The sequence below is a fragment of the Clostridium sp. D46t1_190503_E9 genome, assembly GCF_015555225.1.
Lineage (GTDB): Bacteria > Bacillota > Clostridia > Clostridiales > Clostridiaceae > Clostridium.
This window is the reverse complement of the sequence record NZ_JADNKB010000005.1, coordinates 14,305-26,973: the sequence shown is the minus strand read 5'-3', so window position 1 is coordinate 26,973 and position 12,669 is coordinate 14,305. Positions and strand designations below refer to the sequence as shown.

At 27.0% G+C, this 12,669-nt stretch carries 12 protein-coding genes; 1 reads left to right on the top strand and 11 read right to left on the bottom strand.

What is annotated here, in order from left to right:
• Positions 1–85 precede the first annotated feature (85 nt).
• The 10 genes from I2E83_RS06870 to I2E83_RS06825 form a co-directional block, all read right to left on the bottom strand.
• The gene (locus tag I2E83_RS06870) at positions 86–994 is read right to left on the bottom strand and encodes a helix-turn-helix domain-containing protein (RefSeq protein ID WP_195265346.1); all 909 of its coding nucleotides are present in this window, start codon (positions 992–994) and stop codon (positions 86–88) included.
• A 234-nt stretch (positions 995–1,228) separates the two neighbouring features.
• The gene (locus tag I2E83_RS06865) at positions 1,229–2,464 is read right to left on the bottom strand and encodes an NAD(P)-dependent oxidoreductase (protein ID WP_195429224.1); all 1,236 of its coding nucleotides are present in this window, start codon (positions 2,462–2,464) and stop codon (positions 1,229–1,231) included.
• A gap of 38 nt (positions 2,465–2,502) precedes the next feature.
• Positions 2,503–3,711: a [FeFe] hydrogenase H-cluster maturation GTPase HydF gene (gene hydF, locus I2E83_RS06860; protein WP_195429221.1), complete on the bottom strand. Its 1,209-nt coding sequence runs from the start codon at positions 3,709–3,711 to the stop codon at positions 2,503–2,505.
• A 12-nt stretch (positions 3,712–3,723) separates the two neighbouring features.
• Complete coding sequence (gene hydG / locus I2E83_RS06855) at positions 3,724–5,100, bottom strand: [FeFe] hydrogenase H-cluster radical SAM maturase HydG (protein ID WP_195429220.1); 1,377 nt, start codon at positions 5,098–5,100, stop codon at positions 3,724–3,726.
• A 25-nt stretch (positions 5,101–5,125) separates the two neighbouring features.
• The gene (gene hydE / locus I2E83_RS06850; protein ID WP_195265338.1) at positions 5,126–6,253 is read right to left on the bottom strand and encodes a [FeFe] hydrogenase H-cluster radical SAM maturase HydE; all 1,128 of its coding nucleotides are present in this window, start codon (positions 6,251–6,253) and stop codon (positions 5,126–5,128) included.
• 80 nt (positions 6,254–6,333) lie between these two features.
• On the bottom strand, positions 6,334–6,579 hold the full coding sequence (locus I2E83_RS06845; protein ID WP_195265336.1) for a TM1266 family iron-only hydrogenase system putative regulator: 246 nt from the start codon (positions 6,577–6,579) through the stop codon (positions 6,334–6,336).
• 561 nt (positions 6,580–7,140) lie between these two features.
• Entirely contained in the window at positions 7,141–7,524 is a 384-nt protein-coding gene (locus tag I2E83_RS06840) for an NUDIX domain-containing protein (protein WP_195265334.1), read from the bottom strand.
• 147 nt (positions 7,525–7,671) lie between these two features.
• Complete coding sequence (locus tag I2E83_RS06835) at positions 7,672–8,298, bottom strand: YdcF family protein (RefSeq protein ID WP_243249593.1); 627 nt, start codon at positions 8,296–8,298, stop codon at positions 7,672–7,674.
• Between the two features lie 429 nt (positions 8,299–8,727).
• Positions 8,728–8,865: a clostri-philic family protein gene (locus I2E83_RS06830; protein ID WP_195265330.1), complete on the bottom strand. Its 138-nt coding sequence runs from the start codon at positions 8,863–8,865 to the stop codon at positions 8,728–8,730.
• Positions 8,866–8,938: 73 nt separating this feature from the next.
• Positions 8,939–9,355, bottom strand: coding sequence for a DUF3785 family protein (locus I2E83_RS06825; RefSeq protein ID WP_195265328.1), 417 nt, complete (start codon positions 9,353–9,355; stop codon positions 8,939–8,941).
• Between the two features lie 163 nt (positions 9,356–9,518).
• Here I2E83_RS06825 and I2E83_RS06820 point away from each other — a divergent pair, with 163 nt between their 5' ends.
• On the top strand, positions 9,519–10,835 hold the full coding sequence (locus I2E83_RS06820; RefSeq protein ID WP_195429218.1) for an MATE family efflux transporter: 1,317 nt from the start codon (positions 9,519–9,521) through the stop codon (positions 10,833–10,835).
• Positions 10,836–10,889: 54 nt separating this feature from the next.
• On the opposite strand, the gene I2E83_RS06815 is transcribed toward I2E83_RS06820, so the two are convergent.
• Positions 10,890–12,647: a DEAD/DEAH box helicase gene (locus tag I2E83_RS06815; protein WP_195429216.1), complete on the bottom strand. Its 1,758-nt coding sequence runs from the start codon at positions 12,645–12,647 to the stop codon at positions 10,890–10,892.
• Between the last annotated feature and the right edge of the window lie 22 nt (positions 12,648–12,669).

Below are 12,669 nucleotides of genomic sequence, written 5' to 3'. Positions count from 1 at the left end.
AATAAGCCATAATAATGTATTTAATTTTAATTATTATGGCTCATTTTTAAATTTTAAACTCAAATTATTAATAGAATATTTTTATTTAAATTCTTTTACTATTCATATATAAAATATAAAGAAAAGTAGCTTCCTTAAAGTTACGTACATCAAACCCGGTTTCTTTCTTAATTTTTTCAATTCTATACATCAGTGTATTTCTATGAATATATAAATTTTTAGCTGCTTTTGTTAATGATAAATCACATTTTAATATTTCCTCTAAAGTTTGTGTTAATTCATGATTAAAGCCTTTAAATATATCTTTATACTCTTCTTTTAAATCATTTGAATATTCACTTGATAAATTAAATATAGCTTTCTCCAAATACATATCTTTAAGGCAATATATTTCAGGCTTAATTTTAAATTTTCTACCTATCTCAAGAGCTTGTACAGCTCCACTATATGCCCTTTTAAATCCATGAAAAGTATAATCTAAATCACTTATACTTATTTTTGCATTTACTCCTAAAGTTTGTATTATCGTTTCTTTTAATGAAAAGGCATGATCTTTTTCGTCCTCTAAATTTCCTATAACTATTATTCTGTCATATATCTCTCCAACATAAATATCATTTCCTACATATGTATCTCTTACTATTTCTAATGCTTCATCTTCTTTATTAGTCTCAATTAATAACATTTTATTTGATTTAGTTATTACAGATTCATTTAAAACATCCCATTGTTTTCTTGCTTCTAATAATTCCTTTATTATATTTTCTTTTTTAATACATTTATTTAATATATATTCAACCATAGGTATTATCTTTATATCATCTTGCTCTAATATAATTTTATATGCTTTATTATTAACAGATATTTTTCTCATCACCTTAGATTCCGTTGTAGGTAAATTACCATATATCTCATTATTATTAGCATCTAATAACCTCATTTTCACATTAGTTTCTTTACATACTTCATTTAATAATTCCACCATCGCTCCCATAAAATCCTCCGCCTAACTTGTAAATCCTTTTCATACTTATATTATATATGAAAATTCAGAGAATTAAATATTTTCTTTTCTTTTTATAATAATAATTTAACTAATAGTTATTAATACAATAGTATATATATGTAAAAATATCATATAATATATTTTTCATAACAAACAACTTTTTCTAAAATCTCACAAAAATTAGAGACTATAAATCTATAGCCTCTAATTTAAAATATTTTATTATTTATTTTTCAATATATATTTTTCTATTTCTTCTGCAACTATCTTAGCATGTGATGCTGCCCTAACTACAGTTTTAGCTCCAGTAACTACATCTCCTGATGCAAAAACTCCATCTCTTGTTGTATGTCCAACTTCATCAGTTAATAGAAGTCCCCATTTATTTGTTTCAAGCCCTGTTGTATTGGAAACGATATTGTTTTTAGGTGATTGACTAACAGCTATTATTATTGAATCACATTCAAATAATCCTTCTTTACCTTCAACCGTTACAGTACTTATCCTTCCATCTTCACCTACAACATTTTCTGTTTCTATATATTTTACTCCATCTTCTGTTAATTCTAAAGGAGACTTAAATAATTCAAATTTAATACCATCTGAAATTGCTCCTTCTAATTCAGCTTTTGTAGCAGGTACATTTTCCATACCTTTTCTATATAGTATATATACTTCATTAGCTCCATTTCTCTTTGCTGTTCTTGCTGCATCCATCGCAACATCTCCAGCTCCTATTATGCATACTTTCTTTCCTAAGTTATATACTTCAGGTGATTTTAAATAGTCAATTGCATAATGTACATTCCCTAAGCTTTCGCCCTTTATATCTAGAGTTTTTGGGTTCCATACACCAGTACCAATAAATATTGCTTTATATCCATCATAAAAAAGTTTATCTAAAGTTAATACAGGTCCAACTAATGTATTTGGCCTTATTTTAACTCCGAGTTCAATTAATCTTTCTTCATAATGATCTATAATACTCTTTGGCAATCTAAATTCTGGAATACCATATCTTAATACTCCACCAATCTTGTCATGTGAGTCAAATATAGTAACTTTATATCCTTTTTGTGCCAATATAAATGCAATTGTTATTCCTGCAGGACCTCCCCCAATTATTGCCACTCTTTCATCTAGTTCATTTTCTTTTTCAAGCCTTATATTTTCTAAATAATATTTAGATATGTGTCTTTCAATATCACAAAAGCTTACTGGTTCATCCTTAATTCCTCTAATGCAGTTTCCTTTACATTGATCCTCGTGAGGACAAACTATAGAACATACTAAAGATAAGGGGTTATTCTTAAATAGTATTTCACCTGCTTTTGCTATTTGTCCCTCTTTAAATAACCCTATTATTTCTGGTACAGGAGTATCAATTGGACAATTTGCTTGGCATTTTGGATTTTTACACATATAACATCTATTTGATTCTACAACTAATTCTTTCATGATTATATCCCCCTTTTTTCCTTTGTTAATTTAAGCTTCTACATTATATCATCATTTTTAATATTAAACAAAGACAGGCTTCTTTCTAATATTCCATTTAAATATGCTAATACAATACCATAATTAGTTATTGGAACATTTTTTTCCTTACATTGCTCTACTCTATTAATTACAGTTTTTCTATTTATCATACATGCTCCGCAATGAATTATCAAATCATATTTATCTATATCTTCAGGGAAGTCATGGAAAATACTATAATCATATGTTAAATCAGCACCAACATATTTGTTTAATAGCTTAGGAATTTTAACTCTTCCAATATCTTCATGTGAAACATTATGAGTACAGCTTTCTGCAAATAAAATTCTTGAGTTCTTATTTAAATCTTTGATTTTTAAAGCACCTTTTATAAACTCTTCGAAATCTCCCTTTTGTCTTGCAAATAGCATTGAAAAACTTGTAAGCTTAATATTTTTAGGAACAATTTTATCAACTTCTTTAAATGCTTGAGAATCTGTTATTACTAAATCTACATCCTTTAATTCTTCAAGTGCACTTTCAAGCTCTGTATCTCTTACAACGTAGCTCTTTATACCGTGATCTAAGCAATCTCTTATACATTGTACTTGAGGTAAAATTATTCTTCCTTTAGGAGCTTCTGAATCTATCGGTACAACCAATATAATTTTACTATTATAAGGAAGTAAATCTCCTACTATCGGTAGTTCTTCCTCTTCTTCTTTTAAAATTTCTATAAGTTTCTCCTTTAGTAATTCAATTCCTTCACCTGTATTTGAGGATAAAAATATCGAATCTTTAAATTTAGTTTGTAATTCTTCTAAGATATTTTCATTAACACTATCAGATTTATTTATAACAACTACATAAGGTATATTATATTTTTTAAAATTTCTTTTAGCTTCTTTAAATTCTTCTAAATCAATATCATTAATATCAAAAAGATAAATTGCTACATCAGTTCTTTTAAGTATATCTAGAGTTCTTTTAACTCTTACTTCTCCAAGTTCACTTTTGTCTCCAAATCCAGCTGTATCTATAATTAAAACTGGTCCAACTGGTATAAGCTCCATAGCTTTTTGTACTGGATCTGTAGTTGTTCCTTCTTTTTCAGATACAAGCGAAACTTCTTGTCCTAAAAATCTATTTATCAAAGATGACTTTCCTGCATTTGTCTTTCCAAAAACAGCTATATGTTTTCTATTAGCATTTGGTGTTGAATTCATACAGTTATCCTCCTATAGATATAAATCTCTTTCTCCAGCTCTAAGTCTTTCTAAGTTTTTATCTAAAAGCTCTTTTATGTCATCTCTCTTTATTCTTTCTCTCTCAGTTTTTATAACAGCTTCAGCTTTTTCTAATATTTCCTTATCACCATAATCTATAGCAAATTCTAAAAGAGTTGTCATTGCATTAGGCTCACACACATTTTGAATTTCACCACTCTTTGCAAGCTTCATAAACCTTTCACCAGTTCTTCCTCTTCTATAGCATGCTGTACAGTAGCTTGGTATATATCCATCATCTAAAACAGATTTTATTACTTCTAATGGAGTTCTATCATCTGATGTCTTAAATTGAAGAGTTTCTGTACCCTCTTCCCTTTCCTTATATCCCCCAACTCCAGTACTTGAACCTGCACTGATTTGAGATACACCACATCTTAATAGCTCTCTTCTCATTTCTGCTGTTTCTCTTGTTGACATTATAATTCCTGTAAATGGTACAGCTATTCTTATAATTGCAACTAACTTTTTAAACATTTCATCATCTACTAAATTAGGGAACTCTTGTAGTGTTACCCCTGAAGCTGGCTTTAATCTTGGCATTGAAATTGTATGGAATCCAACTCCATATTTTTCTTCTAAGTGTCTATTATGCATCATAAGTCCTATTACTTCAAATTTAGGATCAGCTAGTCCAAATAATACTCCTGCTCCTACATCATCTATCCCTGCTTCCATTGCTCTATCAAATGCAGTTAAATGGTAATTATAATCTCCTTTTAATGATTTTGGATGCATTTTATCATAAGTTGGTTTATGGTATGTCTCTTGGAATAATATATAAGTACCTATTTTAGCTTCTTTTAGTCTTTTATATTCTTCTACAGTTGTTGCAGCTATATTAACATTAACTCTTCTAATTTCTCCATTATCATTTTGAGTTTTATAAATAGTATCTAAGCATTCTAATACGTAGTCTATTGGTGCATTAACTGGATCTTCTCCAAGCTCTAATGCTAATCTCTTATGTCCCATTTTTTCTAATATTTTAACTTCTTCAGCTACTTCTTCCATAGTTAATTTTCTTCTTCCAAAGTCATTACTTCTTTTATATCCACAATAAACACAATTATTTACGCAATAATCGCTAACATATAACGGTGCAAAAATTACTACTCTTTTACCATAAATTGAATCCTTAATTTCCCCTGCTAATTTGTATATTTCTTTTAAATCTTCTTTATCCTCTACTTGAAGAAGAACTGCTATATCTTCATAAGATAATCCCGCTCTTTTTTTAGCCTTTTCTAAAACAGCCTTTATATCCTTACTTGTTGCTCCCTTTGCTTCTTCTAAAATTCTTTCAATATACTCATGATCAATAAACATATAAAACACCCCTATAATCTATAAATTATTTATTCAATTTAATTATTTGTATATTTTCGCATTGGATTCTATTATCGATAACTTCAGTAAATTTATTAGCATTTTCTTTTCTCCATGCTACATTATCTCCTCTTGTTACCTCAACCTTAAATCCAGCTTTATTTATCCTCCCCTCTATGCATTTTCTGCATTCTGCTGCCTCATCTCCAGTACATATTTTGCCATCATAAAGTGAATACTTTTCTCTGACACTTGTTGGCGAGAGATTTGGCATAACCACATTCCCTCCTGCTTTAATTCCCTTTTCTCTACCTGTTGGATCAATACTTCCAAGAGCTGTAGTAGAAGGTAATAAAACATTTGGTAATAAAAGTCTTACTAAAGCTAGCATTGTAGTAGTTTTCTCAACAGTTCCTGCCTTTTCATCCTTTAGTGGAGTATCCTTATGAGGTATAAACGGCCCAATTCCACACATGTGTGGTTCTAGCTCTTTAACAAATAATAAATCGTTAACTAAATCTTTATTTGTTTGTTCTGGAAGCTCAACCATAAAGCCTGCTCCTATTTGATATCCTATTTCTTTTAAATTTCTTAAGCACTGTCTTCTTTCTTCAAAGCTAGCTCCTGGATGTAATTTTTCATAAAGTTCTTTAGTAGCTGTTTCATGTCTTAATAAATATCTATCAGCTCCTGCTTCATACATTTTTTTATATGAATCATAGCTTCTTTCCCCTAACGATAAGGTTATAGCATTGTTTGGATATTTATTTTTTATCATCTTTATTATTTCTACCATTCTTTCATCGGTAAAGTAGTCATCTTCTCCACCTTGAAGTACATAAGTTTTATATCCAAGTCTATCTCCAATATCCACGCATTCCATAATATCTTCCATTGTAAGTCTATATCTATCAGCATCTTTATTACTTCTTCTTATACCGCAATATACACAGTTTTTTTTACAAAAGTTTGTAAATTCAATAAGTCCCCTCATATAGACTTTATCTCCATAAGTTTTCATTCTAGTTTCATGTGCTTTTTGTACTAGATAAACCTTATCATCTTCACTTAAATTATCTAATAAAAATAATAACTCCTCTCCACTAGCATTGTTAAAGTTATAAAGCTTGTCTATAATACTTTTAACTTGCATATACACTCCTCCAAATGATATTTATATCACTATTTGCAATAAATTTATGTTTAGCTATGTACTTATAATTATTTTTCTTATTACATCTCTTTTTTACTAATTGCTGTTTTAACTGTAACTCCTTCAATGTTTCCAAGCTTTCCTGTTAAACTATTAATTTCATTTAAATCACCTGTAACAACTATAGATATAATTGATATGCCATCTTCTAATGGTATTCCCATCCTTCCCCTAATGTTTCCTCTAAAACTTGCAACAACTTCATTAAATTCAGCATTACACTTACTTGGTTCTTCTAATATTGCACTTATTACACCTATCTTCATATCTTATCCCCCTATTTTTTATTGCTACTTTAACATTATCATGCTAGATTAACAATAATTCATTTTACATACAGATCTTTACATAATAAATTAATATATTTCCTCAAGATTGGTATACTAAAACATTGTATAATTACATTCTTTAAAGTTTAAGTTTCATATTTTCTTATATATTAAAAAGAGCCTATTTTCTTAAATACAAAGAAAATAGGCTTATTATATTAATAATAAAAATTACAGTAGTTTAGAGCAAAACAAAATAAACTAAGCTTGCAACTTAATTTTATAATTTTTATTATTAATATACTATTTACTATTCTCTTTCAAATCAGATTTCTCTTTTTTGTTAGATAATAACTACTTATTTTAAATGAATATTTCAACATATGAATAAAGATCTTCTCTAAACAAATGAACCAATATTCACCTTTCTATTTATATGATAATTATTTAACTTTATGATGTCAATAGCTCTAATTTTATGCAATACTAAAGTTATACTTTCTTTACATTAAAAATAAGAGCTATATTAATCAACATAGCTCAATTTTTCATCAAATTTTATATATTAATATACATTAAAATTTTTTCTTTTTCTCCTGGTGCTAAATCACAGTCATCGACTTCATTTATGCTTAACCATTTACCATCAACTATATCATTTCCATATGTTACTCTCTCTTTAAGTTCTCCTTTGTAAACTGCACACAACTCATCTCTCTCTTTATTTAAAACTTCCCCTATTCTTTCTAAATTAAATATTATAGATTTTAAATCTTCTTTTACAGCTCTTGAAACACATTTTTCTTCTGATTCTTTTCCTCTTACTTTTTTACCAACACTATACCAAAGTTTTGGTTCATTTTTTTTAGTCTTTCTTTGAACAACAAATACGTTGTTAAAATCATCTTTAATTATTATTGAGCACTCTGTAACTTTAGCCATTAACGTTTCCCCCTTAAGCCTAACTCTTTATGTTTGTATTAATATTTTATTAAAGGTGATATAAAAATTACTCTAAGAATCATATTAATATTCTACCTCTATTATTCTACAAAAACCGAGATTTACCTTTAGATATTTTTACAAAATTTATTTTTTTATATCTATCAAATATGACTTTATTATAGCTAAAAATTCTCTAGAATACATAACAGGAATTAGGACTGGAAGCGTGCTATTTGTATAAAAGCTGATATTACTATATCCTAACTTTTTAGCTATCATGTTACTTCTAAATGCATGAAAATCTGATGTTATTATCTTTACATTTATATCTACTATATTCTTCTTTGTACAATCTTCCAATACTTCTTTTGAAAATATTAAATTTTCGTTTGTACTTGTAGATTTATCTTCCATTATTATTGATTCTTCTTTTATCCCATTATCCACCAAATACTTTTTCATTGCTTGTGCTTCTGATATATCTTCCCCTCTTCCTTGTCCTCCAGAAACTATTATTTGAACTTCTTTATCTTGATTATTAACATACTCAATAGTTTTATCTAACCTTTGCATTAATGTAAGACTAGGCTTTTCTCCTTTAATACCAGCTCCGAGAACTATAACATAATCTGAATAGATTTTATTATTTTTAGGGAATATAACTATTGCACTTTCTATTATTATAAAAATTAATAATATTATTGCTATAAAGTACCTTATAATATTAAACATTCCTTTAATACTTTTTCTTCTATTAATAAATTGTTTCATTTTTTCTTTTGTATAGTGATAAATAATTAGAATAATTCCAATTCCTAAAAATACTTCACTGAAACTAATCTTCCCAAAGATTAAATTAATACTTATAGAATATATAACTATGAATATTCCAATTATTAAATCTATTTTCTTAATTATTACCTACTCCTTTCAATTTAGAAATTATTTTATAATGATACTTTAATTTATATATTTATTTATGAATTATACCTTTATATGAATATCTAACTTTATAGTATCACATTTATCGCCCTTCATGCCCAATTAATCCCAATTTTAATTTATTTTTAAGTATTAAATAAAATTTTTCATTCATCAGAAAATAATAACTTTATGTAATATTTTTAGAAGATTAACTTTGTATGATTTTCGAACATAAAAAAGATAGGTAAGATTAATCTTACCCATCTTAAAGTTAAACTATTTTATTGGATTGCCATCAAAATCTGTGTATTCAGCTCTATTTTCATCATTGCCTACATTATCTTGATTCTTATGTAACTTTTGTCTTCTTGTACCTTTTTGCAAAGGATTTATATCTTTCTCATTCTTTGGCATATAAAACACATCCTTTCAAAAGTATTTTATACCCTAAATAAAATTTAATACATCAAATATTTTACTTTATATATTAAAGCTCAAATTCTTCGATTTCCACAGAATATGTCCCACAATTTTTACAAACTATAACTGTAACTAAATAACTTTTATCAACTATTCCTTCTCTATTTAATCTAGTGAAAGATTTTTTTCCGTACTCATTATCGATACTACTTGTCACAAATTTATTATCTTTTCCATATGCATAAAAATAGAACTCTAAAAAGTCAAAAACCTTCTTTTTTTCTTCCTTTCCAGCTTTGCAATTACTGCAACAACTTTCATAATATGCATTTTGAAAATCTACTTCATCACTATTTGAAAGTAGTTCCAATACCTTTTCTGCATCAATTTCCTCTAGTTCTTCATTTTCATCATTTGCAAAGTACTCTAAATTATCTTCTCCTAAAGTATATTCTTTTTCATCAAATTTGAATTTATATACCATTTATATCTTCCTTTCAACATTAAAAGTTTTATTTTACTTCCTTAAGCTATTCTAAGACTAATCTTAATTAAATGCTAGCAATTTGTAATATTATTTAATTAAAGATATAATCTTTATGTTAGTTTATATATTATATCATAATTAGACAGTAAAGGAGAGTCAAATGGATAGCAATCTATCTTTAAAAAGACAATTTTTTAAGTACTTAGTTCCATCAGTTACTGCAATGTGGATATTTTCATTATATACAATGGTAGATGGTATTTTTGTTAGTAGAGGTGTTGGAGAAACTGCCCTTGCAGCAGTGAATATAGCAATGCCTTTTATAAACTTTATATTTGCAATTTCTATGTTATTTTCAACTGGAGTTTCCACCATAATTTCTATTTATATTGGAAAAAATAATATTAAAAAGGCCAATGAGTTTTTTTCTTTTAATTTATTTTGTATGCTTACTGTATCACTACTTATAACTTTAATATGCTTATTAAATTTAGATAAGATATCTTTTTTCCTAGGCGCTACTGAAAATACTCTCAATCTAGTAAAAGATTATTTAAAAATAATTATAAGCTTCAATGGATTTTTCATAATTTCTTATTGTTTAGAAGTATTAACAAAAGCTGATGGCTATCCTTATCTTGCAATAATAGGTATGATTATTTCTGCGTTTACTAATATAATATTGGACTTTTTATTTGTTATTGTCTTAGATTTTGGTATTAAGGGTGCTGCATATGCGACTATTATTTCTCAAGGAGTATCTTTTATATTCTTTTTATCACATTTTATGAGTAAAAAATCTAAACTAAGTTTAACTAAATTCAAGTTTAAAGTAAAATACCTAAAAAGAATATTATCTATTGGATTTCCAGATGCAATAACAGAACTTACTTCTGGTATTGTTATACTTCTTTTTAATCAAACTATATTGAAATATATAGGAGAAAATGGAATCGTTACATATAGTATAATTTGTTACGTAAATACTTTAGTAATAATGACTATGATAGCAATAACACAAGGAATACAACCATTGTGTAGTTATTATTATGGAAAAGAGGAATTTAAAACAATAAAAAAATTAATAAAAATGAGCATAAAAGCTATTTCTATATCATCTGCTGCAATATTTATAATTTGCATGGTTTTTGCTAAAGAAATTGTTTATATATTTATAAAGAATTCTTCATCATCTTTATTTACATATTCAATTTCAGCATTTCGTTTATTTTCTTGCGCATTTTTAGTTCTTGGCTTTAATGTATTAATTTCTGGATATTTTGCTTCTATAGAGGAAGCATTTAAAGCAACTATGATATCTATATCTAGAGGACTTATTTTTATTTCCTTATCTTTATTTTCCTTATCATTTTATTTTGGTGATACTGGAATATGGATTGCAACTTTAATTTCAGAATTGATTTGTCTTTTATTATCTTTATATTTATTATTAAGAAGAAATAAGATAGCAACTTAATTTAAACATAAAAAGAAGATAGTTGAAATTTTTTCTCATCTATCTTCTTAGTACTTAAATTCTTATCAATATTTCATTAATATCTTCACTTACCTTAAGTCTTTCCTCATGAATCCATTTGAAATCAAATTCTAAATTAAATACCTTGCAAAATGAATAGTACATATTTATCCTTTGATAATAGCATTCAAGCTCATCTAAATTTCCCCTAAAACATTGAGGTCTACTTATTACTTTATTTTTCAACACAAATAATTCCTCAACATAATCTAAAAATGAATTCATAAGCTCATCTTTTGATATATCGAATGGTATTTTTAATAATTCCCATTGTATTTCTTCCTTCAATTTATATTTTTTAATACTATCTAATATAATTAAATATTCATTTATATCCATTTTTCTATAATAATCTATTGATTCTTCTCTTGTTGCCCATAAAGCTAGTTTTTCATTTAGTGGAAGATTTTTAATGTTTAAAATAGCTTCTGATGGTCCTAAAACAGCTGCATTTATTATTTTATCATTTTCTTCAAGCTTTTCTTTTATAAACTTTTGATTATCTCTTACTGTAGCAACATAGCCAACTTCATAAATTCCTTTTCTTCCTGCTCTGCCTGCAACTTGTTTTACTTCTTGTGAAGTAAGATACCTAATTTCCTCTCCATCAAATTTTTGTATATCTAAAAATATTATTCTTTTTATAGGTAAATTAACTCCCATTCCTATAGCATCTGTTGTTATAAGAACTTTATTTTCCTTATTAATAAACATATCATATTGTTTTCTTCTTACCTCTGGTGGTAAATCTCCATATATTATACTAGCTTTTATTCCCATATCTGAATATTGCTCTGCTATTTGTAATACTTTTTTCTTAGAAAATACAACTATTGCATCTCCTTCTTCTGCATGATTGTAATTAAAATTACTTTCTTGAATTTCTAATGGAATACTTCTTTTATATTCTTTAAATTCATAATCATCATTACAATCTTTTATTATCTTTTCAACTATTCTCTTTGCATTCAATGCACCACAAATATGAATTTCATTACATCTAAGTCCAAGTAAGGCTCTTGTCCAAGCAGCTCCTCTTTGCGAATCATCTATCATTTGAATTTCATCTATAATAGCTATATCATATTCTTTTTTTAAATCTACTTTTTCTATTGTACAAGATGTATGAGTAGCTCCTTCTTTTAATATTTCTTCCTCTCCTGTTAACAAGTTACAAATAACTCCACTATTATTTAATTTTTCATAGTTTTCTAATGCAAGAATTCTAAGAGGAGATAAATAAACTCCATCTTTTGCTACTTTTAATCTTTCCATCGCCGTATAAGTTTTACCAGTATTGGTTTCACCTAGGTGTATATATATCTTTCTCTTAATATTTCTTGCTAACCTATATTCATCTTTGGGATTGTCTGGGAAGTTTTCTTCAAATTCCTTAGAAATTAACTTAGGAATATGCTGTCTTGTTAATACAGACATAAACCCTGAATTTATAAAGCTATTATAATTTCCCCTTATTACTTGGTAGAAATCAAAATCTGTATTATTCTTTTTATTATAATCATCTAATAATCGCTTAGATATATACTCTAAAAGCTCCTCATATCTTTCATTTATACTTGAAAAATCCTTAAATCCTTCACTTTCCATATCTTTAAGAAGTCTTATCTTTTTCCTTAAAGAAGATTCTTGTTCAATTAAAGCACCTACTTTCGAGTTATGAGCTATTTCCTCTATTTGATTAATCTGCGATTTTAACTTTTTAAACTCTCTTTGCATTGCATTCTTTTTCACATAATCACCTCTCGCCTTAAAA

Bases quoted from the DNA above. Each gene is read 5' to 3' on its own strand.
- hydE (WP_195265338.1), bottom strand. From the start codon at position 6,253: ATGCAAGTTAAAAGTATTATAGACAAGCTTTATAACTTTAACAATGCT.
- hydF (WP_195429221.1), bottom strand. From the start codon at position 3,711: ATGAATTCAACACCAAATGCTAATAGAAAACATATAGCTGTTTTTGGA.
- I2E83_RS06835 (WP_243249593.1), bottom strand. From the start codon at position 8,298: ATGAAACAATTTATTAATAGAAGAAAAAGTATTAAAGGAATGTTTAAT.
- I2E83_RS06830 (WP_195265330.1), bottom strand. From the start codon at position 8,865: ATGCCAAAGAATGAGAAAGATATAAATCCTTTGCAAAAAGGTACAAGA.
- I2E83_RS06845 (WP_195265336.1), bottom strand. From the start codon at position 6,579: ATGAAGATAGGTGTAATAAGTGCAATATTAGAAGAACCAAGTAAGTGT.
- I2E83_RS06840 (WP_195265334.1), bottom strand. From the start codon at position 7,524: ATGGCTAAAGTTACAGAGTGCTCAATAATAATTAAAGATGATTTTAAC.
- hydG (WP_195429220.1), bottom strand. From the start codon at position 5,100: ATGTTTATTGATCATGAGTATATTGAAAGAATTTTAGAAGAAGCAAAG.
- I2E83_RS06865 (WP_195429224.1), bottom strand. From the start codon at position 2,464: ATGAAAGAATTAGTTGTAGAATCAAATAGATGTTATATGTGTAAAAAT.
- I2E83_RS06870 (WP_195265346.1), bottom strand. From the start codon at position 994: ATGGGAGCGATGGTGGAATTATTAAATGAAGTATGTAAAGAAACTAAT.
- I2E83_RS06825 (WP_195265328.1), bottom strand. From the start codon at position 9,355: ATGGTATATAAATTCAAATTTGATGAAAAAGAATATACTTTAGGAGAA.
- I2E83_RS06820 (WP_195429218.1), top strand. From the start codon at position 9,519: ATGGATAGCAATCTATCTTTAAAAAGACAATTTTTTAAGTACTTAGTT.